21 protein-coding genes are annotated in these 25312 nt (G+C 59.9%); 12 read left to right on the top strand and 9 right to left on the bottom strand.

Features of this window, described 5'->3' with window-relative positions; all coding sequences use genetic code 11:
- Nucleotides 1–3: 3 nt before the first annotated feature.
- Nucleotides 4–858, bottom strand: a complete 855-nt coding sequence (locus tag CPH89_RS22725) for a LysR family transcriptional regulator (RefSeq protein ID WP_053255707.1) — start codon at nt 856–858, stop codon at nt 4–6.
- Between the two features lie 95 nt (nt 859–953).
- On the opposite strand from CPH89_RS22725, the gene CPH89_RS22720 reads away from it, so the two are divergent.
- Nucleotides 954–1583 carry an FMN-dependent NADH-azoreductase gene (locus tag CPH89_RS22720; protein WP_053255706.1) on the top strand — a complete coding sequence of 210 codons (630 nt, stop codon included), beginning with the start codon at nt 954–956 and terminating at the stop codon, nt 1581–1583.
- Nucleotides 1584–1628: 45 nt separating this feature from the next.
- Here CPH89_RS22720 and CPH89_RS22715 read toward each other — a convergent pair whose 3' ends face one another.
- Complete coding sequence (locus CPH89_RS22715) at nt 1629–2186, bottom strand: NADPH-dependent FMN reductase (RefSeq protein ID WP_053255705.1); 558 nt, start codon at nt 2184–2186, stop codon at nt 1629–1631.
- A gap of 228 nt (nt 2187–2414) precedes the next feature.
- Between CPH89_RS22715 and CPH89_RS22710 the strand changes: the two genes are divergently transcribed.
- Nucleotides 2415–2651 carry a hypothetical protein gene (locus CPH89_RS22710; protein ID WP_053255704.1) on the top strand — a complete coding sequence of 79 codons (237 nt, stop codon included), beginning with the start codon at nt 2415–2417 and terminating at the stop codon, nt 2649–2651.
- A gap of 60 nt (nt 2652–2711) precedes the next feature.
- On the opposite strand, the gene CPH89_RS22705 is transcribed toward CPH89_RS22710, so the two are convergent.
- Nucleotides 2712–3056, bottom strand: a complete 345-nt coding sequence (locus CPH89_RS22705; RefSeq protein ID WP_053255703.1) for a hypothetical protein — start codon at nt 3054–3056, stop codon at nt 2712–2714.
- A 103-nt stretch (nt 3057–3159) separates the two neighbouring features.
- Nucleotides 3160–3606, bottom strand: a complete 447-nt coding sequence (gene gspG, locus CPH89_RS22700) for a type II secretion system major pseudopilin GspG (RefSeq protein WP_053255702.1) — start codon at nt 3604–3606, stop codon at nt 3160–3162.
- 154 nt (nt 3607–3760) lie between these two features.
- Here gspG and CPH89_RS22695 point away from each other — a divergent pair, with 154 nt between their 5' ends.
- Nucleotides 3761–4678 carry a LysR substrate-binding domain-containing protein gene (locus CPH89_RS22695; RefSeq protein WP_053255701.1) on the top strand — a complete coding sequence of 306 codons (918 nt, stop codon included), beginning with the start codon at nt 3761–3763 and terminating at the stop codon, nt 4676–4678.
- A 145-nt stretch (nt 4679–4823) separates the two neighbouring features.
- Nucleotides 4824–9044: a glycosyltransferase gene (locus CPH89_RS22690; RefSeq protein ID WP_053255700.1), complete on the top strand. Its 4221-nt coding sequence runs from the start codon at nt 4824–4826 to the stop codon at nt 9042–9044.
- 49 nt (nt 9045–9093) lie between these two features.
- On the opposite strand, the gene CPH89_RS22685 is transcribed toward CPH89_RS22690, so the two are convergent.
- The 3 genes from CPH89_RS22685 to dnaQ form a co-directional block, all read right to left on the bottom strand.
- Nucleotides 9094–9675: a GNAT family N-acetyltransferase gene (locus tag CPH89_RS22685; RefSeq protein ID WP_073638536.1), complete on the bottom strand. Its 582-nt coding sequence runs from the start codon at nt 9673–9675 to the stop codon at nt 9094–9096.
- Between the two features lie 8 nt (nt 9676–9683).
- The gene (locus tag CPH89_RS22680) at nt 9684–11939 is read right to left on the bottom strand and encodes an Orn/Lys/Arg family decarboxylase (protein WP_053255698.1); all 2256 of its coding nucleotides are present in this window, start codon (nt 11937–11939) and stop codon (nt 9684–9686) included.
- A gap of 202 nt (nt 11940–12141) precedes the next feature.
- Nucleotides 12142–12882 carry a DNA polymerase III subunit epsilon gene (gene dnaQ / locus CPH89_RS22675; RefSeq protein WP_167422778.1) on the bottom strand — a complete coding sequence of 247 codons (741 nt, stop codon included), beginning with the start codon at nt 12880–12882 and terminating at the stop codon, nt 12142–12144.
- A gap of 235 nt (nt 12883–13117) precedes the next feature.
- On the opposite strand from dnaQ, the gene CPH89_RS22670 reads away from it, so the two are divergent.
- Entirely contained in the window at nt 13118–13390 is a 273-nt protein-coding gene (locus CPH89_RS22670; protein WP_053255696.1) for a DUF2388 domain-containing protein, read from the top strand.
- A 3-nt stretch (nt 13391–13393) separates the two neighbouring features.
- Here CPH89_RS22670 and rnhA read toward each other — a convergent pair whose 3' ends face one another.
- Together rnhA and CPH89_RS22660 are read right to left on the bottom strand one after the other, a co-directional pair.
- Complete coding sequence (gene rnhA / locus CPH89_RS22665) at nt 13394–13846, bottom strand: ribonuclease HI (protein ID WP_053255695.1); 453 nt, start codon at nt 13844–13846, stop codon at nt 13394–13396.
- 86 nt (nt 13847–13932) lie between these two features.
- The gene (locus CPH89_RS22660; RefSeq protein ID WP_053255694.1) at nt 13933–14691 is read right to left on the bottom strand and encodes a class I SAM-dependent methyltransferase; all 759 of its coding nucleotides are present in this window, start codon (nt 14689–14691) and stop codon (nt 13933–13935) included.
- Between the two features lie 65 nt (nt 14692–14756).
- Here CPH89_RS22660 and gloB point away from each other — a divergent pair, with 65 nt between their 5' ends.
- The 7 genes from gloB (at nt 14757) to CPH89_RS22625 (ending at nt 24621) form a co-directional block, all read left to right on the top strand.
- Nucleotides 14757–15524, top strand: a complete 768-nt coding sequence (gene gloB, locus CPH89_RS22655) for a hydroxyacylglutathione hydrolase (protein ID WP_053255693.1) — start codon at nt 14757–14759, stop codon at nt 15522–15524.
- 98 nt (nt 15525–15622) lie between these two features.
- A complete protein-coding gene (locus tag CPH89_RS22650; protein ID WP_053255692.1) occupies nt 15623–17035 on the top strand; it encodes a transglycosylase SLT domain-containing protein in 1413 nt (470 codons plus the stop codon).
- 211 nt (nt 17036–17246) lie between these two features.
- Nucleotides 17247–19076, top strand: a complete 1830-nt coding sequence (locus CPH89_RS22645) for an extracellular solute-binding protein (protein WP_053255691.1) — start codon at nt 17247–17249, stop codon at nt 19074–19076.
- The gene (locus tag CPH89_RS22640) at nt 19073–20911 is read left to right on the top strand and encodes an extracellular solute-binding protein (RefSeq protein ID WP_053255690.1); all 1839 of its coding nucleotides are present in this window, start codon (nt 19073–19075) and stop codon (nt 20909–20911) included. The genes CPH89_RS22645 and CPH89_RS22640 overlap by 4 nt, the downstream gene beginning before the upstream one ends.
- Nucleotides 20912–21985, top strand: a complete 1074-nt coding sequence (locus CPH89_RS22635; RefSeq protein WP_053255689.1) for a microcin C ABC transporter permease YejB — start codon at nt 20912–20914, stop codon at nt 21983–21985. It begins immediately after the preceding gene.
- A gap of 1 nt (nt 21986) precedes the next feature.
- On the top strand, nt 21987–23006 hold the full coding sequence (locus CPH89_RS22630; protein WP_053255688.1) for an ABC transporter permease: 1020 nt from the start codon (nt 21987–21989) through the stop codon (nt 23004–23006).
- Between the two features lies 1 nt (nt 23007).
- A complete protein-coding gene (locus tag CPH89_RS22625; protein ID WP_053255687.1) occupies nt 23008–24621 on the top strand; it encodes an ABC transporter ATP-binding protein in 1614 nt (537 codons plus the stop codon).
- The last annotated feature ends 691 nt before the right edge of the window (nt 24622–25312 follow it).

The raw sequence follows: 25312 nt of genomic DNA, 5'->3' as shown, positions 1-25312 counted from the left end.
CACTCAGTAACGCCGGGAAGCGCCATAACGGACCACGACCTGGGTGATCACCTCGACCAGGCGTGAGTCCGCCTCCGGCGCGCTGAACAGGCGGAACTCGGCGTCCGGCAACGCGGGCAAACCCTGTTCGCTGCCGAGTACCGTCAAGCCCGGCTTCACTTGGCTGAGTGCCATCGGGGCAATTGCAAACCCGGACATCGCGGCAGCGTGCAACGCCGCGTAACTGCTGCACTGCAAGGCGGTGCGCTGGGCGATACCGGCCTGGGCAAGACGGGTCAACGCCGCCTCGCGGTAAGGACAGGGCGCCGGAAACAGGGCCAGCGGCAAAGGCGTCGGTAATGCCACCGTCGGTTGCGCGGACCAGGCCCACACCAGCGGCTCTCGCCACAACGCCAGGCCCGGCTCGCTTGACTCGCATAACGACCCCACAACCACATCCAGCTCACCCTGCTTCATCAAACTCAGCAACGAACCGGGAATGCCCACCTGCACGGTGATCTGGATGCCTGGGTATTCGGCGGCAACGTCTTGCAGCTCACGCAACAGGCGTGCGTCGGCGAACTCCTCCGACACACCCACGCGCAGATCTCCTGCAAACGCCGAACGGGTCAGCTCGGCCCAGGCATCCCGATTCAACGCCAGAATACCGCGCGCGTAGGCCATCAACCGTTGGCCGTCCGGCGTCAACTGTTGGGAACGTGTGGTGCGCGTGAGCAACGGCTTGCCGACCTGTTCTTCCAGGCGCCGCAAATGCCCGCTGACGGCCGACTGCGTAAGGTGCAGACGCTCGCCTGCACGACTGAAACCGCCCTCATCCACCACCGCGACGAAGGTTTTAAGCAGCACGCCATCAAACATATTCTGATATCTAATTAATAGGCCTCCAAAACACGATTTATATTTCATCAAGCGCTATGTTGCAATGCTCGGGTCAACTTTCTTCGAGGCCCACCATGACTACGCTTCTGCACATCGAATGCTCACCCCGCAAACAGCGCTCCGCATCCCTGGAAATCGCCCGCCAATTTATCCAGCGTTATCAGCAGAACGCCCCGGACACCCACGTGGTGACCCTGGATGTGTGGGCCCTCGACCTGCCTGAATTCGATGGGCCGGTGATGGACGCCAAGTATGCGGGCCTCAGCGGCGTGGCATTGAGCGACGAGCAACGCGTCGCCTGGACGGCACTGAAAGCCCTGGCGGCCCAGTTGCATCAGGCGGACGTATTGGTGTTCTCGGTACCGCTGTGGAATTTCGCGATCCCTTACAAGCTCAAACACTTTATCGACGTGGTGTCGCAGAAGGATGTCTTGTTTGAGTTCAGCCCGGAACACGGTTTGCGAGGCCTGCTGCACAACAAGACGGCGGTGAATGTGTACGCGCGAGGGATGGATTTTTCCGCACCCGGCGCGCAGGCGATGGACTTTCAGAAACCCTATCTGGACGCCTGGCTCGGATTTATCGGTGTGACGGATGTGCACACGCTGTCGGTGGAAAAAACCCTGCTGGGGCCGGAGGTCGATCAGACCTCCCGCCAGCAATCCACCGCACACGCGCTGGCACTGGCGGATCGCCTGGCCTGACCGCAAAAACAAAACACCCGGCGCTGGCGGCCGGGTGTTGCGTATTCAACCGTGTTGTTTCTCGACCCAGGTGCCATAGGCATTGATAAACGCCTGCAGGAATGGCTTGGTCTTTTCCGACACATTGCCCGCCTCATCGAACGCGCTGCCCGCGCCCCCCAAGTAGGCTTCCGGCTGCTGCATGCACGGCACATCAAGAAACACCAGCGACTGGCGCAGATGGTGGTTGGCGCCGAAGCCGCCAATCGCGCCCGGCGACACACTGATGATCGCGCCGGGCTTGCCGCTCCAGGCACTTTGCCCGTAAGGGCGAGAGCCCACATCAATGGCATTCTTCAGCGGGGCGGGCACGGAACGGTTGTATTCCGGGGTCACGAACAGCACCGCGTCGGATGAACGTACCTGCTGACGGAAAGTACTGTAGGCTGCGGGCGGTGATGCCCCGTCGATGTCCTCGTTGTAGAGCGGCAAGTCGCCAATTTCAACGATGTTCAATGTGAGGTTGGCTGGGGCCAGTTCGGCCAAAGCCAGGGCGACCTTGCGGTTGATCGACTCTTTTCTCAAGCTGCCAACCAGGACGGCAATCGTATAGACCTTGCTCATTGAGGTTTTCCCGACGTCTGACTAATGGAGCTTGTAGTTATAGAGTTTTCGCGACAGGTTCACCAGAAGGTTTTAATGAGGCCCAAGACGTTTGACTCACCGCTGCCAGCGTAGGAAGCGTCTGAAAACATCAACGAATAGTATTTTTTTTCCATAGGTAAACTACCCCGCTCCATGACGGTCTACAGAACCGCAAATCGAGTGTTTATCTCCAGAGGTTCTAAACAGATGGCTGCAGTACTTGTCGGACAGTTCCATGCCAGAGACGCGGAAGGACGCGTGTATTCGGTGCATGAGTTCCAGGAATCCAACCCGGTGCAAGGCGACCTGGCTGGCTCGGCGCCCACCACTACCTACAAGCTGGCCATTGGCGATCGTGTAGAGAAGCTGGAAGGCGATGAATTCAGACTGATCCAGTCGGACAAAATTATCGTCCGCGAATCCCCAACGTTCCTCGCTTCATAAGATCCCGCCTTATCGACCTGCTCAGTCCTGGCCATTGATGGCGTTGACTGGGCTGGGTGATCAGGGTCGGCGTATCTCCGTCACCTCGACGCCCTGCTCACCGTCCATTTGCCTGAGCGTCACCATCAACCGCCCCCGCTCGCCCTCGACGGCAAACAGCGATCGCTTGTAACCCGAGGTGCCGTAACCGGGATAGGCGACCACCTGCCTGACCAATGCAATCTCCAGCACCGCGCCGACCTGCTCGCCCACCTGTTCCTGGGAACGGATAAACGCCTCCAGGGCGAGATTTTCCGGGGTGTGTTCATCGTGACTATTGAGGAGATAAGCAGCCACGCTACCAAGGGTCACCAGGACCAGTAGTTGCTTGGCCGTTACCCCGAGGAATGTCGAGGGTATAGGCATGTGAGACCGGACCTGTTTTTGTTTTAAGTGCCGAGTAACCGGCATTGGTCGTTGATGATCAGATGCGCCATTCTAATCAGGTCGATGGGTAATGCCAGATGAATCAGTTGTCGCCGTAGGTAATATCCTTGTTCTCGCCGACACCGCCCAGCGTGCGGTCCTTGCCAAACGAGAACAGGTCGAAGGGCGTTTTCGCTTGCGTGGCCGGACAGTGATACTGATAGGCAATGCCCCAAGGGTCGGCCAGCAGGTCTTCGCTCACGTAAGGCCCCTTCCATTTCACCTCGCCAGCCGGTGCTGAGGTCAGCGCTTCCAGGCCTTCTTCATCAGTGGGGTAACGGCCAATGTCTTGATGAAACTGCTCGACAGCCTTGCCCAGTTCGGCCACCTGGGCTTTCGCCGTGGCAATTTCCTTTACAGTGACCTCACCCAGTAAACGTGGCCCCACCGCAAACGCCAGCACGCCAACGATGATCAACGCCACCAGCACCGCCCAACGCGTAAAGCCACGCTGGCCGGGGATCTTTCCGATTGTGGTACGTCCTGGCATGGTAAGGCTCCCCATTGTCCCTCGGTTGATACGTTCTTATATGACCTGATCATTGCAGTTGTATACATGCTAACGCTGGCCGACATCCGACCACGCCCGTGCTGTTTTTTCCCCAGCCATTGAAACCCCACCGCACTGAACATAGACTCCGGCGATGCGTTTACGTCATATCGAAGTGATTCAGGCCATCTTGCAGACCGGACACCTCGGCACGGCCGCCGAATGGTTGCAACTCCCCGTGGGCGATGTGGACGCCACGCTCAAGGATGCCGAGCGCCAATTGGGCTTCATGCTGTTTGCCAGCGTGCGCGGGCGTTTGCAAGCGACGCGCGAGACCTTGGAGCTGCAGGCTGAAATCGCCCAGCTCTACGAAGCGCTGGAACCGGTGCAACGCCTGGCCAGCCGCTTGAAACACCATCATGCGCCCACCTTGCGTGCAGTGTGCACCCCGCCCCTGGCCAATCAACTGCTGCCGCAAAGCATCGCTGCATTGCGTCGACGCTTCCAGGACACGCCGTGCAACCTGTCGAGCCAGCCGACCCGGGAGATCGTCAGGAGCCTGCTGCTGCGCGAAGCCGATGTGGGCCTGAGCCTCTATGACCCGCAGCACCCACACATTCAAAGCACGGTATTGGCGCAGGGCAAACTGCAATTGCTCGCGCCCCACGGCTGGCTCAAGCCCAAGCAAAAGTACATTGCATTACAGGAGCTGGCCGGGCAATCGATGATCGGGCTCGAAGGGCATGACCCGTTAAGCCGTCTGCTCGACGCCAAGTTGCAGGCTCTGCGCCCATTGCCGGAGGTGCAAACGCGGGTGCAGACCTATCAGATGATGCGCAGCCTGGTGGAGGCAGGGGAAGGTTTGGCGATTGTCGACCCGTTCACCGCATCCGGTGCCCGGGAGATCGGGCTGGATGCTTGCCCGTTATCTCCGCCCATCCCGGTAATCCTTTACGGTTTGACGTTGAAAGAAACTGAATCGACGCCAGCGCTGAATGCCCTACTGGAGATCATCACGCACAAGGCCCAAGCCTTGCTGGCCGGCACACCGCCGAGCGCGCCAGTCGCGTAACGCAGACCTTTGCTCCCCTGCCCCCGACACACCTCCTGACAGTCAAGCGGGAACCCCTTCCGACGTTTTCTTCACCTATTCGCTGCACAAAGCCCCACTGGGGCGCTGTGCCGGACGATATACCACCACTACGGAAGGCTCCTCAATGAACGTGACCCATCACGCCACTACTGCGCGTCTGCCTCTGAGCAACGTCGCCAACCACAACCAACCACAGCTCGCCAGCCCCCTGATCAGCCCCCCAACGGCAGCGGATAATGATGCGCCTGAGGTAGCCGACGCGCTCGACAACCCCACCGCCCTGAAAAAAGCCTTCGGTGAACGCTGCAACTGGAGAGAGCTGGCCAACGCACTGCGCGCGCTGCTTGAGGAACTGAGCCAAACGTTCCCCGGTCACTTAACCGGCGACCAGCAAATCCGTGTTGCCGCCGAACTGGCCGTGCGCCTGAGCACGCTTTCAATACCGGTCTGTGAAGACTCCGACTACTACCAACAACACCAGCTGACCCCAAGCAATCTTTTCGTCAAGCTCCAAGCGTACCTCGCCGGCAGCGGCCTGAACGTACCGACAACCCTCGACGAGGTGCTCGCGCTATATCAAACCGCGACCAAGCACGTGCAGACCCACCCCCTGGGTAATTTCAGCGGTGCGTTGTCTTGGCCAAGCCCTATGGCAGGCGTGGATAAACAAGCCATCCTCGACCTGCTGAATGCGCCTGACTCAACCCTGCCTGGGCTGCCATTGGCCGATAAACGCAAGGGCGTGCTGGGCTATCTGTTATCGGCAGCCAGCCTGTCGAACGATGACTTGAAAAAACCCGCCGAAGCGACGCAGATGCTGCTGGGCTCAGCCGCAGCCAAAGCACTGGGCGAGGCCATACAAACCCGGCTGGGTGGTGTCGCGACGAACACCAGTCTCAATGATTACTTGCTGGCGGCCATCCACCTCAGCCTGGACCCGGAAGCCGTGCACGCGCCGGTGCGCAACGGTGTCGCCGGCTTTGACCTTGGGCAACGCCAGCAATGGGGTAAACCGGCCGCAGCGGTTATTGAGGGTTTTAGTCACCACCTGGTGAAAGAAGGCCGTGCCTCTGCGCAATCAGCCGACCTTGCCGCCCGGGTATTGCTGGCCCGCACCGCACCTGAATGCTTGGTCAAGGACATCCCGCCCAGTGTGAAGTACGGCAGTATTCCCTGGACACAGCTGGCCATTGCCGCAGCCAAACTGGAAGCCCAAGCGCCGGGGCGCGTGCTCACGATGACCTACAGCGAGGTATTGGCTGGCGCCGAAAATATCGAGATCGACGCAAACCTTACCCAATATATCCAGCGCGAAGCGGTGATCAATTGGGGCGTGGTCAATGGCCTGTGGAACGCCGGCCAGGTGCCCTCGGATACCGAAATGCAAGGTTTGCAGCGCGCCTTCAGCACCCAACAGAGCGCTGTGCAGGCGACAGCAACGGCACTCGCGACACCGCTTCCGAACCGTGAAGACATGGGGCTGGCGTTACTCAGAGAAGCATTTCCGGGGGTCGACGACAGCGTCTTCAAGGCCAAAGACATCGTCAAAGTCTCAAAGATCCCAGGGCGGCCGGGCCGCTTCCCCGGCGAGCACTCGATGCTCGATATCGTCATGCAGGGCGACAAGACCAATGCGGACCGCAACGAACATTGGGAAACCCACAACCAACGGATCCCCATTCAGGCGTTTTGCGAGCAGTCAACCAGCGGCAAGCTGAGCGTCGCAGAGACCTTTACGCAGCACTACGCATCTGCCATTGAGGCAATGAAAAAGGGCCATTCGGGCATGGCTCACTACCTGATATCGACCTTGCCGCCGGAGGACAAACAGAATTTCGAGTATGGCGAGCTCGAATTTTTCCAGACCAACGAATACACCCTGGGCACCGACTTCTGGACCCAAACCCTGAGTAAAAGAGGCCATACGCTGGATGTAAAGATCACCCGTGACGGGCAGGTCAACATTTATCGCATTGATACTCACGCCGGCACTATTTCCAAAGAAAACTACAAGATCCATACGTATTCGCCGCCCTACGACAAACTCGAGACGAGGGTCGCCAACGCCTTGCATAAAACCGTGCGGTTTAACCCCTTCCCGACCGAACACAGCCTGCAGGCGGGGGAAAAAGACACCCTCTTGCAAACGCCACAGGTCTTCGACTCCCCACGCACCCACTACATCTCCCGGGTGTTCACCCAATCGCTTGACCTAGACAATGACGACCTGCTCCAGCATGCCAGAGGGTCCACCTCTTACGATAAAAGCGCAGCTGCCGACGATGCCATCGGCCAGTTCCTGCTCAACCTGATTCCCTTCAGGTCAGCCGTTGTCAATTTTATGAAGGGCAACGTCGGCGATGGCTTGTTTGACCTGGGCACTGATGTTGTGGGCCTGGTGACCCTCGGCCTGGGCAAAGCCGCCCAAGCGGGCAAAGTGCTTGCCAAGGGGTTGACCAGCCTGAAGGCGGCGACGAAAACCGCACGATTCGTAGGCACCGTTGCCATTGAGGCGCTCAACCCCTTGAGTGGCGCCAGCGACCTGCTCAGGGGCGCGGGCTGGCTGATACGCCGCGGCGCACGCCTGGGCAAGGAAGCGGTGAATGTGCTCAAGGGTGCCAGTGGTAGCTACGATGTGCTCAAGGCAGCAGGCCAGCAGCATGGTTTGGCGGCCGTAGGCACCTACACAGTGGCCGAGCACAGCCTGGAAGGCGGCGCCGTGTTCCGCAACGGTCACTGGTATGCCTACGACATCGGCAAGGGGCAACCCTATGGAGCGCCGCTGAAAAAATTCCAGCCGGCAGTCGTGGCGAACGCGGGCCAAGTCAAGACCCTGAATAAATCTGCGCTGCTGGGTTACGAGGCAACAGTGTCCCCCGAACTGCTCCGGGTGAAGGGCCTGCAGGCCAACGTCTACGTGGGCCCGAACAATATTGAATATGTGAAAGTCGACGGTAAGCTTTATCGGTCCACGCTCAAGGATGGCCAGCGAGTCATCCAGCATCCCGACGCACGCCAAGCCGATATTGCCGTCAGGGACCTGGGCGTCGCCGGCTGGGAGCCTTCCGCCTCGGCCAACCGTTTATTCGGCGGTGCCCCCGACAACTCGCCTGCCTGGAAGCTCGACGAAAACACCTACGTAATGCCGATAGATGACGTACGAGTCAATACATACCCGGGTTCGTTCCCTTACTCCATCAACTATGACGGCATGAACTATCTCGCCACCTTCGATACCCGTGTCGGGGCCTGGAGCCCAGATGCCGCAAACGGTATTTATTTCTGGAGAACGGGAAAGAACAAATGGCAGCGAGGCACACTTGATGAAATGAACAAAGCCAAAAAGATCGACGCGCATAATTTCAAGTTCGTTGATGCGACCCCGCCGGCCATCCTGCAAATGCCGGAAAATATCCGCCCCCTACCCAAAGACATTCACTATTTCTGGGCCGGCGGCGAAATATCGGAGAAGTTGGTCAAGAACATCGCGGCCAATACCGAAAAGATGCCGGGGTTCAACGCCATTGTGCATGTTGACGCCGATACCCCAGCGCTGTTCACGGCCATCAAGGCCAATCTGGAAAACAACGCACCGGGCATCACCGTCATGAACTTGCACGAAGAGGCATTTTTCCAGCCCCTGAAAAATTCGGAAATGTATACCTATTTCCGCCAGGGCCAGGGCAAAAATCTCGCCGCCGCCTCTGACGTGGCACGCTACCCGTTAATGAATAAATATGGCGGCATCTATCTCGACACCGATGACACGATCAAAGGTGCTGTCGGCTCGGCAGGCCTGCACGCCGGAGACTCGGATATCCTGATCGGCGCGCCGGTCGCGCACACACTGACCGACTACAGACTGTTCTTTAACACGAGCAACTTCGCCACCCAGGCAGACAACCCGGTCGTCACTGAAATGATTGCCGAAATGAATCGCCGCTTCAGCAATAATAAAGCCTACTTTCAGGCCAATCGCCCGACCACGGGGCGTGATGCCAATGGCGCGGTCAGCTACACGGCGGATTTCCGGACCTACGAGAGCAGGATTTTCGAGACCGTGGGCCCGAATATGTTTGACGACGTGCTGAAAGCCAGGCGACCGGACATTTACGACGCAGGCTTCGATAAAAAAAGTAAAGAAACCAACTTGGTCAATGGCAGACTGAGGCTTGGCAAGCCGTTCAACCTCGACACCGAAACGCGCCAATATTATGCCGACCGAGGTATATCGGCACCGAGCGACCTGCAATCGAGGGTAGATGAGGCCAAGAAACACTATGGGGCCTTCCGTGATCAATTGCAGGTAGAGGTCGGCGCCGAACACTCCTGGATCGACTCCTAACCTGCCCCGAGGCCTTTGAGGTGGTGTGAAAAGCTGGCAGACGCAACGTTCAGTCCGTGCCCAACTCGGGCTTGAACAGCCGATACCAGAAAATCGCCACCTCACGGGTCTGCGGATCAATCCCGCGATAACGCAGTTGATCGATCCCACCCATCACGTATCCGCAACGCTCATACAGGCGGCAGGCGCCGAGGTTGTTGTTCTGGGTTTCGAGCATCATGCCCGGCAGGTTTTTCTTGCGCGCCCAGAACTGCGCCACGTCCAGCAATGCCTTGGCCACACCATGCCGCCGTGCAGGCAAGGCCACCGCCAGTTCATCAACGTGGGCAAAACCGTTCCAGTTGGTGCTGACCACGACATGCCCTACCGCACGGTCATCCAGGTAAGCCATAAAAATCGCACTGTCGGGTGCGTCACGAAAACTGGCGAACTCTTCCGGGTCGATGCCATAGCACTTGCGGTACGGCAGGATGCGCTCCACGCCCCATTGCTCGACACGCTTGCCCATTTCTGGCACGGCATAGGCGCTGACCTCAAAGCTGAAATCATTGCCCCACACGTAGGCATCAAAACCTTCGTCGGCGACCCGCACGCTGAGCCCTGGGTACTTCGGGTTCATTACAGCTTGCATAAACATCCTTAACCCTTGATGCAATCGACGGTGTAACAACGGCCATTGCCGTCATCTTCGTGTTGCAACCCATGAACATCGGCGACAAAACCGGGGAAGCTGCTATCGAACGTGCGGGCGAACGCCAGGTAGTCGATGATCGACCGCGTCGCCTCGGTAAAACGCTCGCCCGGCATGATCAACGGAATGCCCGGCGGATAAGGCACCAGCATCACGGCGGCGATGCGCCCTGACAAGGCATCGATGGACACAGCTTCGACTTCACCCCTGACCAACTGATCGTATGCGTCAGCCGGTTTCATCGCAATTTCCGGCAACACTGTGTACATGCGCTTGAGGTGCCTGGCCGTGGCATTGCTGCGGTAACAACTGTGCAATTGGTCGCACAGGTCGCGCAAACCCAGGCCTTGATAACGCGCCGGCCCCTGTTTGAACACCGAGGGCAAACAACTGGCCAAGCTGACGTTAGCGTCGTAGTGGCGCTTGAACTCCAGCAACTCGGTGAGCAAGGTACTCCATTTGCCTTTGGTGATCCCCATGGAAAACAGCACGAGGAAAGAATACAAGCCAGTCTTCTCCACCACCAACCCACGCTCCCAGAGGAATTTGCTGACGACCGCCGCAGGAATTCCGCACTCGCTCAACGCGCCTCCGGCATTCAGGCCGGGCATCACCAGCGTCACCTTGATCGGGTCCAGCAACACGTAGTCTTCGGCCACATCGCCAAAGCCATGCCAGTCGTCCTGAGGGTGCAACAGCCAATCCGCAGTGGCCACCCGGTCGATACCGGCGACTGAAGGCGGCTGCCAGATCGAAAACCACCAGTCCTCGGCGGCGATATGCTGGCGCAGGTTAGCCAGGGCGCGCCGGAAGCTCAGCGCCTCATCGAACATCTCTTGCAACAGCGAACGCCCGGCCGGGCCTTCCATCATCGCCGACGCGACGTCCAGCGAGGCGATGATGCTGTATTGCGGCGAGGTGGAGATATGCATCATGAACGCTTCATTGAAACGGTCGCGGTCCAGTTGGCGCGCGCCGCCGTCCTGCACATGGATCATCGACGCCTGGCTGAAGGCTGCCAGCAGTTTGTGCGTCGAGTGTGTGGTAAATACCAGCGGGCTGTTCGCAGTACGCGAGGTGCCCATGCCATAACGGCCGGCGAAAAACTCGTGGAACGCCGCGTAGGCGTACCAGGCCTCGTCGAAGTGCAAGACCTCGACACTGTTGCTCAATTGCTGCTTGATCAGCTCGGCGTTGTAGCACAGGCCGTCATAGGTGGAATTGGTGACCACCGCCAGCTTCACTTTCGGCGGCCGGCCACGGGTCAACGGGCTGGCTTCGATTTTGGCCTGGATCGATTCGGGGCTGAATTCGCTCAGCGGGATCGGGCCGATAATCCCCAGTTCGTTGCGTTCCGGGCACAGGTACAACGGGATCGCGCCGGTCATGATGATCGAGTGCAATACCGACTTGTGGCAGTTGCGATCCACCAGCACCAGGTCGTCGCGACCGACCATGGAATGCCAGACGATCTTGTTGGCCGTCGAGGTTCCGTTGATCACAAAGAACGTGTGATCGGCGCCGAAGTTGCGCGCGGCACGCGCTTCGGCTTCCGCCAACGGGCCCGTGTGATCGAGCAGCGAGCCCAATTCGGGCACGGACACAGACAGGTCCGAACGCAGGGTATTTTCCCCAAAGAACTGATGAAACGCCTGCCCCACCGGGCTTTTGCGGTAGGCCACACCCCCGCCATGGCCGGGTGTGTGCCAGGAGTAGTTGGAATCGGCAGTGTGCTGCACCAGTGCCTTGAAGAACGGCGGTAACAAGCCATCCAGGTAGGTGCGTGCGGCGCGCGCGACTTGCCGGGCAAGAAACGGCACGGTGTCTTCGAACAGATAAAGAATCCCGCGCAACTGGTTGAGCTCGCTCATGGCATCGGCCGGCGCATTCTCCAGGGTGACCTGCTCGCCCAGAGCAAAGATCGGCAGGTTGGGCGCCCTCACCCGTGCCAGGCGAATCAACTCGACCATGTTTTGCAGCAAGTGGGTATTTTCCCCGGCCCCTTCGGCGGCGATCAACATGCACGCCAGGCCGTGATGGGTAGAAGCCACCAGCCGGCCTTCGGCGTAGTCGACAGCGGAGAAGATGCTGAAGCCCTCTTGTTCCAGCTCGTGGGCGATGCCTCGAACCCGGTCACCGGCAACGGTGTCGGCCTTTATGTCTCGGTGTACGATAAGAACAGGGAACTTCAGGTCTTTGTACATGAGCGCTTGTAGTCCTGAGGGCTATGCATTCAGGGTAGAAGCTGGGAGCGGATGACGCGAATGAAGATTTTTCCGGCGATGATGTTCAACAGCGGGAGCGAGCTTGCTCGCGGGTGCGGTGCATCAGCCAGCACCTTGATCCATTGACCCAGCGCTATCGCAGCCCACCCGCGCCGACATTTTTCAACCGTGTTGAATCAGGCTATTGCTGGGTCAGTTGCGACCACAGAGCCGGCGCACCGGCCGACTTGGCAATCGCCTCCAGCCGCGTTGCATGCTCAGCCAAATCCTGCTCGCTGGCACGGATGATGGTGGTCGGCTTGCGATCCGCCGGCAAACGGCGAATTTCCGAAGGGCGGTTGCCCGAGCCCTCCGCCGACCCCGTGCCATCGGAGGCGTTACCGGCCAGGGACAGGCTGGTTTGGCCGCCGGTCATGGTCAGGTAAACGTCGGCGAGAATCTCGGAGTCGAGCAAGGCGCCGTGCAGTTCACGGCCGGAGTTGTCGACGCCATAACGTTTGCACAAGGCATCCAGGCTGTTGCGCTGGCCTGGGTGACGCTCACGGGCCATCATCAAGGTGTCGAGGATCGAGCAGTGCTGGGAGATATCCGCACGATCGCTCTGCCCCATCAGGGCAAATTCGTTATTGATGAAACCGACGTCGAACGCCGCGTTATGGATGATCAGCTGGGCGCCGTTGATGAATTCGAAAAACTCGTCGGCCACTTCGGCGAAGCGCGGCTTGCCTTTGAGGAATTCGTCGGTGATGCCGTGAACGCCGATCGCACCCTCGTCACTGTCCCGATCCGGTTGCAGGTAAACGTGAAAGTGACGGCCGGTAAGGCGGCGCCCCATCAGTTCGACACAACCGATTTCGATGATCCGGTGGCCATCGGTCACCGGCATGCCGGTGGTTTCGGTATCGAGTACAACAGATCGGATGGCCATCAGGGTTCAGCTCTCAACGGTGGTGTATTTCAAGGGGCGCAATATTAGCACGTCACACCTTACGCAGCCCAAGACCGGCCCAAGGCGCTTGATGCACGACAGTTTTTAACACGCTTTAGCAAAGCTGCAGCAGTTCGCCCTGGACGCGCTTGCCAGCCTGCGCACCCCACTCGAACGCGGACCGTACCGCCCGATAAACCGGTCAAAAACCCTGTATGCCCTGGTGCTGATGGGCAGCGCCTGCACGGCGCACGCCACCCGTTTCGTGATGACGACCGACGTTCTGGTCAGCGTGTCCATGAGTGACACCCAGGGCACGAGTTCTTCCTTCAAGCACGACAAGAGTGTGCAGGCCGCCAGGCAGGACGCCGAATCGTTTGTGGCCAGTGATGGCCAGATCCGTGGCGTGCGCCTGACGTCGGCGCTGATGCCTATCCGCGCGCGTTTGCCGGCGCAAACCTCCAGCGACATGCAGCTGGCCCAGGCCATCGCCGCCCTTTAAACCTTAGCTCTGCTTGTAACCGCGCACGTCATCCACGCCACGGTTGGCCAGTTGGTCGGCGCGTTCGTTGCCCGGATGGCCGATGTGCCCGCGCACCCATTTCCAGGTGATGTTGTGACGGTTGCACTGCTCATCGAGCAGTTGCCACAGGTCGGCATTCTTCACCGGTTCCTTGGCCGCGGTTTTCCAGCCGCGCTTCTTCCAGTTGACCATCCACTCGTTGATGCCTTTCATCACGTATTGCGAGTCGGTCACCAGCAGCACGTCACACCGGCGCTTGAGTTCTTCCAGGCCGCGAATGGCGCCCATCAGCTCCATGCGGTTGTTGGTGGTATTGGCTTCGCCGCCCCACAGCTCCTTCTCCACGCCCTTGCACACCAGCAACGCGCCCCAGCCGCCGGGGCCGGGATTGCCCTTGCAGGCGCCATCGGTGAAGAGTTCTACGGTATCGGTCATCGGTTGCATCCATCAAAACGGGCTGGCGGTAATTGACCGACAGTATCCCGAGGCCGAACGATTCGGCCGGTCATCAAAAAGGGGGGTTACGGTTCACTCTGCTTGCGATTGACCTTGGCCATCGGCATCGGCACCAGCTTGCCCATGGGTTGGCGTTGCACCTGACGCACCGGCCGCAGCCCGACCACGATCTTGCGCGCCACCAGTAAATAGAAGCCGCCACCCGCCAGTTGCCACGCACCCGCTCGGCGCTCCCAGCCGGCCAGACGGCCTTGCCACTTGGCTGACGCAAGCGGCGGACGATAGCACCCGAAGCGGCGTTTCTCCAGCGCAAAACCCAGCAGGTTCAGCCAGTCGCCTACCCGTGATGGCGCGATGCAGCGCGCCTGGCGCAGGCCATCATGGGCGAACACATGGCGCAGGCCCCAACTGCTCCAGGGGTTGATGCCGATAATCAACAAATGGCCACCAGGGCGCACACTGCTCGCCGCTTCACGCAGCAAACCGTGGGGTGACAGACAGAAATCCAGGCCATGCTGCAACACCACCACATCGGCGGCATGCTCGCTCAACGGCCAGGCCTGCTCCTCGCAGACGATCTCCACCCCCGGCAGCGGCGCGCCCAGGCGCACATTGCGCTGGACCTGCGGCGCAGCGGGCGGCGTCTGCGCCGACGGGCCGTAGTGCACCAGGTAACCACCAAAGAACCGGCCCAGCTCGTCTTCGAGCATGCACCGTTCTTCGTCCAGCAAAAATTGCCCGATCGGCCCGGACAGCCATTCACGGGCCGCGCTGATCAGGGCCAGCCATTCAGGATCGGCCTGGGCGAACGCTTTATCAGTCATTGCATTCTCCAACTCGCCTAGACGTTCTAAGATGCACCAATGTGTTCAGCTTGGCGAATCGAAGAATGATACAGATCAGTGCACTCCCCGCGTTCACCGACAACTACATCTGGTTGTTACAAGACCCGCACACCCAACGCTGCGCCGTGGTCGACCCCGGCGATGCCGAGCCGGTGCTGGCCTGGCTCAGGCAGAACCCGCAGTGGGCCCTCAGCGACATCCTGATCACCCACCATCACCATGATCATGTCGGCGGCGTCGAGCAACTGAAAAGTGTGACCGGCGCCAAGGTTTACGGCCCCGCGAGCGAAAACATCCCGGCGCGCGACGTGGCGTTGATGGATAACGACCGCGTCACGGCTCTGGGCTGGGACTTCGACATTTATAGCGTGCCGGGGCATACCCTGGGCCATATCGCCTTTTACCATCAGGGCGTGCTGTTTTGTGGCGACACCCTGTTTGCCGCCGGTTGCGGCCGCCTGTTCGAAGGCACGCCGGAGCAAATGCACACCTCATTGCAACGCCTGGCCGCGCTGCCCGACGACACCCTGGTGTACTGCACCCACGAGTACACACAAAGTAATCTCAAATTTGCCCAGGCCGTGGAACCGGACAATGCCGATATCGCCGCACGCGTGGAAACCGTCAAGCAGTTACGGGCCCGTGGCGAGATGACGCTGCCGTCCAATTTGGCCCTGGAAAAACGTACTAACCCTTTTCTACGTACCGCAGAAACATCCGTTAAACAAAAAGCGGACGAACGGAACGGTCGCGACAACCGCTCTGGGGCCGAGGTGTTTGCTAGCTTGAGGGCATGGAAAGATAAGTTCTAAGAGGATGCAATCTGATACGGAATTTCTGAATGGTTGACCGGAACCAAAGCGCTTTCTAGAATCGCCCGACATTTTTGCCCGGAACTTACTTCCAGCCAATGTCGTCATCTATTCGTAAATCCATCTCTTCAGACGCATTGACCCGCCTGGCTCAAGCCGTGGCGGTGGCTGTGTCCGCGACTCTGGCGGGCTGCCAATCGACAAATTTCGCTGCACAATCCACCGTGCAACCCAAACCCAATCTTGCCGCCAAGATCAAGCAAAAACCTATTTGGCTCTCAGAGAAGCCCAGCCCCGAAGTCCCCCAGGATGTCTGGGAACGCATGCGACGGGGCTTTCAATTGCAGGACGGCCTGGGCGTCAACCCGCGCATCGAGCAACAGCGTTTGTGGTTCGCCAGTAACCCTTCCTTCCTGGAGAACGCCGGAGAACGCGGCAGCCTCTACATTCATTACATCGTCGAACGCCTTGAAGAACGCAACATGCCCCTGGAGCTGGCGCTGCTGCCAGTGATTGAAAGTGCCTACAACCCAATGGCCTATTCGCGCAGCGATGCGGTCGGCCTGTGGCAGTTCATTCCCTCCACCGGGCGCTACTTCAACCTGCGCCAGACCCGTGCCTACGACGGCCGCCGCGATATCACCGCCTCCACCACCGCCGCCCTGGACTATCTGACACGTCTGCATGACATGTTCAACGGCGACTGGTTGCTCGCCCTGGCGGCGTACAACGCCGGTGAGGGCACGGTCAGCCGGGCCATCGAGCGCAACGAAAAGCTCGGCCTGCCGACCGACTACTGGAACCTGCCCCTGCCCCAGGAAACCAAGGACTACGTGCCCAAGTTCCTGGCGCTGTCCCAGGTGGTACTGGCGCCCGAGGCTTACGGCGTCAACCTGAGCCCGATTGCCAACACGCCCTACTTCGAAGTGGTTGAAGTCAAGCAAAGCATGGACCTGTCCCGGGTCGCCGCGCTGGCTGAGATCGACGAAGACGAACTGTTCCAGCTCAACCCGGCGTTGAAACAACGCACCACCCTCGACGGCCCCCAGCATTTGCTCGTACCCAGCTCCAAGGCGCAGCTGCTGACCAGCACACTGTCGACGATGAAGCCGGAAGAATTGCTGGCGATGCGTCCGAAAAAGCAGGTGTTCGACGAAGTTGAGACCACACGGGTTGCCGGGCGCACGCGCAGCTACAAAGTGCGCACGGGCGACAACCTCACGCTGATCGCCAAGGCGAACAAGGTCGATGTGCATGACCTGCAGCGCTGGAACAAGCTCAATGGGCAGGCCCTCAAGGTCGGCCAGACCCTGGTGATGCAAGACACGCGCAAGCTGGTGGCCAAGGCTGACAGCAAGAAGCCGGTGCAATACAAGGTCAAGAAAGGCGACTCGTTGTACATCGTCGCCAAGCGCTTCAACGTTGAGATGCAACATCTCAAGCGCTGGAACCCGCGTACTGGCCAGGCGCTCAAGCCGGGGCAGATGCTGGTGGTTTCCGGGCCGCGCTAAGGCTTCAAGAATACTGGGGCGCTCATGGGGGAGCGGGCTTGCTTGCGAAAGCGGTGGCACATTCAACATCTCTGTTGACTGACACACTGCCTTCGCGAGCAAGCCCGTTCCCCCATTGCATTCCCAGTGTTTCCAGCCACCTTTTTCCAACCGGAACAAGCTGTTACTGTACCGATCATAAAGCCCAAGCCGCCTGGATCGGATCTCTGACTTGAAGCGTCCCCTCCTTCTACTAATAAGTCTGGCCTTGAGCTTTGCTGCGAACGCGACGATTACCGAGAGCCACGGTTATACGCAGTTCGGCGTGCTCAAGTACCCGGCCAAATTCACCCACTTCGATTGGGTAAACCCTGCAGCGCCTAAAGGCGGGACCTTGCGGGTCATGGCATTTGGCACGTTCGACACGCTCAACCCTTACACCTTCAAGGGCTCAAGCCCGGTTTCCACCCCCAATTTCCTGCAATACGGCGTCAATGAGCTGAACGAGCCGTTGATGGTCGGCACTGGCCAATACGCGCCGTCCGGCGACGAACCGACCTCCAGCTACGGGCTGATTGCACAGTCGGTGGAGTACAGCGAGGACCGCAGCTGGGTGGTGTTCAACCTGCGCCCGGAAGCGCGCTTCCACGATGGCAAACCCATCACCGCCTATGACGTGGCATTTTCCTATCGCACGCTGCTGACCGAAGGGCACCCGCAGTACCGCACCAACCTGCAGGAAGTGGCACGGGTCGACATCCTCAACCGGCATCGCATCCGTTTCGTGTTCAAGCGCGCCGGCAACCCCTTGCTGATCCTGCGCCTGGGCGAGCTGCCGGTATTGCCCCAGCATTACTGGAAGAACCGCGACTTCAAGGCCACCACGTTCGAACCTCCGCTGGGCAGCGGACCGTATCGCATCAGCAAAGTCACCCCTGGCCGGCAACTGGTGTTTGAACGGGTCAAGGATTACTGGGGCAAGGACCTGCCGGTCAACCAAGGGTTCTACAACTACGACAAGGTCGAAGTGGAGTTCTACCGCGACAGCGACGTGGCCTTCGAAGCCTTCAAGGCCGGCGAATTCGACATCTACATCGAACACCAGGCCAAGAACTGGGCCACCGGCTATAACTTCCCGGCGGTCAACCGTGGCGATGTGATCAAGGCGCAAATCGCCCACCAGATCCCGACCCAGAGCCAGGGCCTGTTCATGAACACGCGGCGTCCGACCTTCGCCCAGGCCAAGGTGCGCGAGGCGCTGGGGCTGATGTTCGACTTTGAGTGGACCAACCGCACCCTGTTCAGCAGCGCCTACAAACGCACCGTGAGCTACTACCCCAACAGCGAATTTTCCGCGACCGGCGTGCCGGTGGGCCGCGAGTGGCTGATGCTTTCGCCGTACCGTGACCAGTTGCCGGCCAACCTGTTGACACAAGCCTTCAGCCTGCCGCAGACCGACGGTCGTGGTATCCCGCGCGACACCCTGCGCCGCGCCCTCGCCCTGCTCGGCGAAGCCGGCTGGAAACTGTCCGGCCAGCGCCTGCTGGACAGCAAAGGGCAGCCGCTGCGTTTGGAGATCCTGCTGGTGAACCCGAACCTGGAGCGCATCCTGCAGCCGTATGTCGAGAACCTGAACAGCATCGGCATCGACGCGCGCTTGCGTACCGTGGACCGGGCGCAATACAAGCAGCGCCTCGATCAGTTCGACTTCGACATGATCCTGGTCACCCTCAACCAGACCCTGAGCCCCGGCCTTGAGCAGTGGCAGTACTTCCACTCCAGCCAAGCGGCGATCAAGGGCAGCAAGAACTATGCAGGCATCGCCAACCCGGTGGTCGATCACCTGCTGGAGCAACTGCTCGCGGCGCAGACCCGCGAAGAACAATTGGCCGCCGGCCGCGCCCTGGACCGGGTGCTGCTGTGGCAGCACTACAGCATCCCCAACTGGTACCTCAACTATCATCGCCTGGCGTACCGCAACCGGTTCGCCTTTGTCACCACGCCGCCCTACAGCCTGGGCCTGAGCGCATGGTGGCTGAAAGCTTCGGAGAAAGCCCAATGATGTCTTTGCGCAACGCATTGCTCACCAGTCTGTTGCTGTGCTCTGCGGCCAACGCCGCGCCGCAACATGCGTTAACCCTTTACAACGAACCGCCGAAGTACCCCGCCGACTTTAAGCATTTCGACTACGTAAACCCCGACGCGCCCAAGGGCGGCACTTTTCGCGAGTCGGCCATGGGCGGCTTCGACAGCCTTAACCCCTACATCAGCAAGGGCGTGCCGGCAGACAATCTGCCGCTGATCTACGACACCCTGGCCATGCAAAGCCTGGACGAGCCCATCACTGAATACGGGCTGGTGGCCGGCAAGATCGAAAAGGCGCCGGACAACAGTTGGGTACGCTTTTATCTGCGCCCCGAAGCGCGCTTTAACGATGGTCACCCGATCCGCGCCGAAGACGTGGTGTTCACCTTCCAGGCCCTGATCAAAGATGGCTCACCGCTCTACCGCACCTATTACGCCGACGTCGACGAAGTGGTGGCCGAAGACCCGCTGCGCGTGCTGTTCAAGTTCAAGCGCACCAATAACCGCGAATTGCCGCTGATCCTTGGGCAACTGCCGGTACTCCCCAAACATTGGTGGGCGACCCGCGACTTTGCCAAGGGCAACCTGGAAATACCGCTCGGCAGCGGGCCGTACAAGATCGCCGAGGTCAAGCCCGGGCGCATGGTGCGCTATGAGCGGGTCAAGGACTACTGGGCCAAGGACTTGCCGATGACCCAGGGCTTCTACAACTTCGACAACCGCATCACTGACTATTACCGTGACGGCACCGTCGCCCTGGAAGCCTTGAAGGCCGGGCAGTTCGACTACTGGCTGGAATTCAGCGCGAAGAACTGGGCCAACGCCTACAACATTCCGGCCGTCGCCCAGGGGCGACTGATCAAGGAAGAAATCCCCAACGGCAACCCCACCGGCATGCAGGGTTTTGTGTTCAACACGCGCAAACCGATGTTCCAGGATGTGCGGGTACGCAAGGCCATCAGCCTGTTGCTGGATTTCGAATGGAGCAACAAGCAGCTGTTCAACGGTGCCTACACCCGCACCCGCAGCTACTTCGAGAACTCGGAAATGGCCGCCACCGGCCTGCCCGGCCCGAGTGAATTGGCAATCCTCGAACCGTTTCGCGACAAGCTCCCCGCCGAAGTCTTCACCCAGGCCTTTGAGCCGGCCAAAACCGACGGCAGCGGCATGATCCGCAACCAGCAGCGCGAGGCCTACCAGTTGTTGCAAGAGGCCGGCTGGAAGATCGTCGACGACAAGATGGTCGACACCACCGGCAAACCTGTGAACATCGAGTTTCTGCTGGCCCAGACCGACTTCGAGCGGGTACTGCTGCCCTTCAAGCGCAACCTGGCCGACCTTGGCATCAACCTGGTGATTCGCCGCGTCGACGTTTCGCAGTACATCAACCGCCTGCGTTCGCGGGACTTCGACATGCTGGTGGGCAGCTTCCCGCAATCGACGTCACCGGGTAACGAACAGCGCGAATTCTGGTCCTCGTCCAGCGCCGACAAGCCTGGCAGTCGCAACTACATGGGCCTCAAGGACCCGGTCATCGACCAACTGGTGGAAGCGTTGATCGACGCCAGCTCACGCCAAAGCCTGGTCGACCACGCCAAAGCGCTGGACCGTGTGTTGCAGTTCGGCTACTACGTGATTCCCAACTGGCACATCAAGACCTACCGCGTCGCGTACTGGGACCACCTCGGCCACCCCAAGACCCCGCCACGCTACGACGTCGGCACAGTCACCTGGTGGGCCAAGCCCGCGGCCAAGCCGGCCATCACCCTGGACACTGCACACAGCGCCGATCCGGCGAGCGGAGGCGATTAAATGCTGGCCTATATTGTTCGCCGCCTGTTGCTGATCATCCCCACGCTGTTCGGGATTTTGCTGATCAACTTCATCATCATCCAGGCCGCTCCCGGTGGCCCGGTTGAGCAGATGATCGCCAAGCTCGAAGGCTTTGACGGCGCCACCAGTCGCATTGCCGGTGGCGGCGCCGAGGTCTCGGTGGCCGGCTCCAGCTACCGCGGCGCGCAAGGCCTGGACCCGGCGCTGATCAAGGAAATCGAGAAGATGTACGGCTTCGACAAATCGGCGCCGGAACGTCTGTGGATCATGGTCAAGAACTACGCGCGGCTGGATTTCGGCGACAGCTTCTTTCGCGATGCCAAGGTCATCGACCTGATCAAGGAAAAGATGCCGGTGTCCATCTCCCTCGGGTTATGGAGCACGCTGATCATGTACCTGGTGTCGATCCCGCTGGGGATCGCCAAGGCCACACGGCACGGCAGCCACTTCGACGTGTGGACCAGCTCGGCGATCATCGTCGGCTATGCGATCCCGGCTTTCCTGTTTGCGATCCTGCTGATCGTGGTGTTTGCCGGCGGCAGTTACCTCGACTGGTTCCCCTTGCGCGGGCTCACCTCGAATAATTTTGACGCGCTGAGCTGGGGCGGCAAGATCCTCGATTACTTCTGGCACCTGGCCTTGCCTGTCACGGCCCTGGTGATCGGCAACTTCGCGACCATGACACTGCTGACCAAAAACAGCTTCCTCGATGAAATCAACAAACAGTATGTGGTCACCGCCAAAGCCAAGGGCCTGACCAACCACCGCGTGCTGTACGGCCATGTGTTTCGCAACGCCATGCTGCTGGTCATTGCCGGGTTCCCTTCGGCGTTTATCGGGATTTTCTTCACCGGCTCGTTGTTGGTGGAAGTGATCTTCTCGCTCGACGGCCTGGGCCTGATGAGTTTTGAAGCGGCGATCAACCGTGACTACCCGGTGGTGTTCGGCACGCTGTTTATCTTCACCCTGCTGGGGCTGGTGGTGAAACTGATCGGTGACCTCACCTACACCCTGGTCGATCCGCGTATCGACTTTGCCAGCCGGGAGCATTGAGATGAACCTGTCCCCCCTCAATCGCCGCCGATTCGAGCGTTTCAAAGCCAACAAACGTGGCTGGTGGTCGCTGTGGCTGTTCCTGATTCTGTTCGTGCTGAGCCTGGGCGCGGAATTGATCGCCAACGACAAGCCGTTGGCCGTGCACTTCGACGGCGACTGGTACTTCCCGGCGCTCAAGCGCTACCCGGAAACCACCTTCGGCGGCGAGTTCCCGTTGGAGGCCAACTACAAGAGCCCGTATATCCAGGAATTGCTCAAGGCCAAGGACGCCTGGACGCTGTGGGCGCCGATTCCGTTCAGCTACCAGAGCATCAACTACGACCTGAAGGTGCCGGCGCCCGCGCCGCCCTCGTCGGTCAACCTGCTGGGCACCGACGATCAGGGCCGTGATGTGCTGGCGCGGGTGATCTATGGGTTCCGGGTGTCAGTGCTGTTTGCCCTGACACTGACGGTGCTCAGCTCGATCATCGGCGTGGTCGCCGGAGCCTTGCAGGGTTTCTATGGCGGCTGGGTCGACCTGGCCGGGCAGCGTTTCCTGGAGATCTGGTCGGGCTTGCCGGTGCTGTACCTGCTGATCATTCTCGCCAGTTTTGTGCAGCCCAATTTCTGGTGGCTGCTGGGGATCATGCTGCTGTTTTCCTGGATGAGCCTGGTCGACGTGGTGCGCGCCGAGTTCCTGCGCGGGCGCAACCTCGAATACGTACGCGCGGCCCGCGCCCTGGGCATGCAGAACGGCGCCATCATGTTCCGGCATATCCTGCCCAATGCCATGGTCTCGACCATGACCTTTATGCCGTTCATCCTCACTGGCGCCATTGGCACCCTCACCGCCCTGGACTTTCTCGGCTTCGGCCTGCCGGCTGGGTCACCGTCGTTGGGTGAACTGGTGGCCCAGGGTAAATCCAACCTGCAAGCGCCGTGGCTGGGCATGAGTGCATTTGCCGTGCTGGCGATCATGCTGAGTTTGCTGGTGTTTATCGGCGAGTCCGCGCGCGATGCCTTCGACCCGAGGAAATGAGATGAATCAGGACAATCTGATCGAAGTCCGCGACCTCTGCGTCGAGTTCGTTACCGGCGACCATCACCACCGTGTGGTCAACAATGTCAGCTTCGATATCAAGCGCGGCGAAACCCTGGCCCTGGTCGGCGAAAGCGGCTCGGGCAAATCGGTGACCGCCCACTCGATCCTGCGGCTGCTGCCTTACCCGCTGGCCCGGCACCCGGCCGGCACCATCAACTATTCCGGGCAAGACCTGCTAACGCTCAAAGAAAAAACCATCCGGCATATCCGCGGTAACCGCATTGCGATGATTTTCCAGGAACCGATGACCTCGTTGAACCCGCTGCATTCCATCGAGAAGCAGATCAACGAAGTGCTCGGCCTGCACAAGGGGCTCACGGGCAAAATCGCGACCCGTCGCACCCTGGAATTGCTCGAACTGGTGGGCATTCCCGAACCGCACAAACGCCTGAAGGCTCTGCCCCACGAACTGTCCGGCGGCCAGCGCCAACGGGTGATGATCGCCATGGCGCTGGCCAACGAGCCCGAGTTGCTGATCGCCGACGAGCCGACCACGGCCCTCGACGTGACGGTGCAGTTGAAGATTCTCGAACTGCTCAAAGCATTGCAGGCGCGGCTGGGCATGGCGTTGCTGCTGATCAGCCACGACCTGAACCTGGTGCGACGCATCGCCCACCGCGTATGCGTGATGCAACAGGGCTGCATCGTTGAACAGGCCGAGTGCGAGACGCTGTTCCAGTCGCCGCAGCATCCTTACACCCAGGAACTGTTGGCGGCGGAACCCAGCGGCGGGCCGGCCACCAATGCGGTGGGGCCGCCGTTGCTGGAAGTCGCTGACCTGAAGGTGTGGTTTGCGATCAAGAAAGGCTTTTTGCGAAACACTGTCGATTACGTCAAGGCGGTGGACGGCATCAACTTCAGCCTGGCCCAGGGCCAGACCCTGGGCATAGTCGGCGAAAGCGGCTCGGGCAAATCGACCCTCGGCCTGGCGATTTTGCGCCTGATCGCAAGCAAAGGCGGGATCCGCTTTGAGGGCCAGCAACTGGACCGACTGACCCAACAGCAAGTGCGCCCGTTGCGGCGAGAAATGCAGGTAGTGTTTCAGGACCCCTTCGGCAGTTTGAGCCCGCGCATGAGCGTCAGCGAAATTGTTGGCGAAGGCTTGCGCATTCACAAGATGGGGACGCCGGCGGAGCAGGAAACGGCGATTATTGCAGCGCTCAAGGAGGTCGGCCTGGACCCCGACGCGCGGCACCGCTACCCGCACGAATTCTCCGGCGGCCAACGGCAGCGCATCGCCATCGCCCGCGCGCTGGTACTCAAGCCACGCCTGATTTTACTGGATGAGCCAACGTCAGCACTGGACCGCACGGTACAGCGCCAAGTGGTGGAATTGCTGCGCAACTTGCAGGCCAAGTACAACTTGACCTATCTGTTTATCAGCCATGACCTGGCAGTGGTGAAGGCCCTGAGCCACCAACTGATGGTCGTAAAGCATGGGCAAGTGGTGGAACAGGGAGAAGCGTCGGCGATCTTTACTGCCCCACAGCATGCCTACACACGGCAGTTGTTGGAGGCAGCGTTCTTGGTACCCGCGGGTGTCCGCGGTTGACCTTGGGCATATCCATTATTTGGGTGATGGCTGATAGCAGTTCCGCCCTCACGGCGCGGGCCGCCTAGAACCAAAAACACATCAAAAACCGAGCACCGCGGCCTAACAACCGCCCTGGCGATGGAAGCAGATCTCGGTCAAATTGTGGGAGCGGGCTTGCTCGCGAATGCGCTGGGTCAGTTACAAATGAGCTGACTGACCCACCGCATTCGCGAGCAAGCCCGCTCCCACATTTGGAACTGGGTACATCAGGCAGAAGGTGGGCAGTTCTTCAGACTGTATTGGGTCAATCTGGGAGCTGGTATGGGGTCTGCGGCTGGGCATGCCTGATGTATCGAAGTGTCTGCATCGCAGGCAAGCCAGCTCCCACAGAAAAGCAGAGCACTGCGGTGCTGGCAACTGAACTCGATCAACATTGTGGGAGCGGGCTTGCTCGCGAATGCGGTGGGGCAGTTACAAATAAGCCGACTGGCACACCGCTTTCGCGAGCAAGCCCGCTCCCACATTTTGAACTGGGTACATCAGGCAGAGGGTGGGCAGTTCTTTAGACTGTATTGGGTCAATCTGGGAGCTGGTATGGGGTCTGCGGCTGGGCATGCCTGATGTATCGAAGTGTCTGTATCGCAGGCAAGCCAGCTCCCACAGAAAAGCAGAGCACTACGGTGCTGGCAGCTGAACTCGGTCAACATTG

This window comes from Pseudomonas fluorescens, from assembly GCF_900215245.1.
Classification (GTDB): Bacteria; Pseudomonadota; Gammaproteobacteria; order Pseudomonadales; family Pseudomonadaceae; genus Aquipseudomonas; species Aquipseudomonas fluorescens.
Note: the sequence above shows the minus strand (reverse complement) of the source record. Positions and strands in the feature narration are given on the sequence as shown.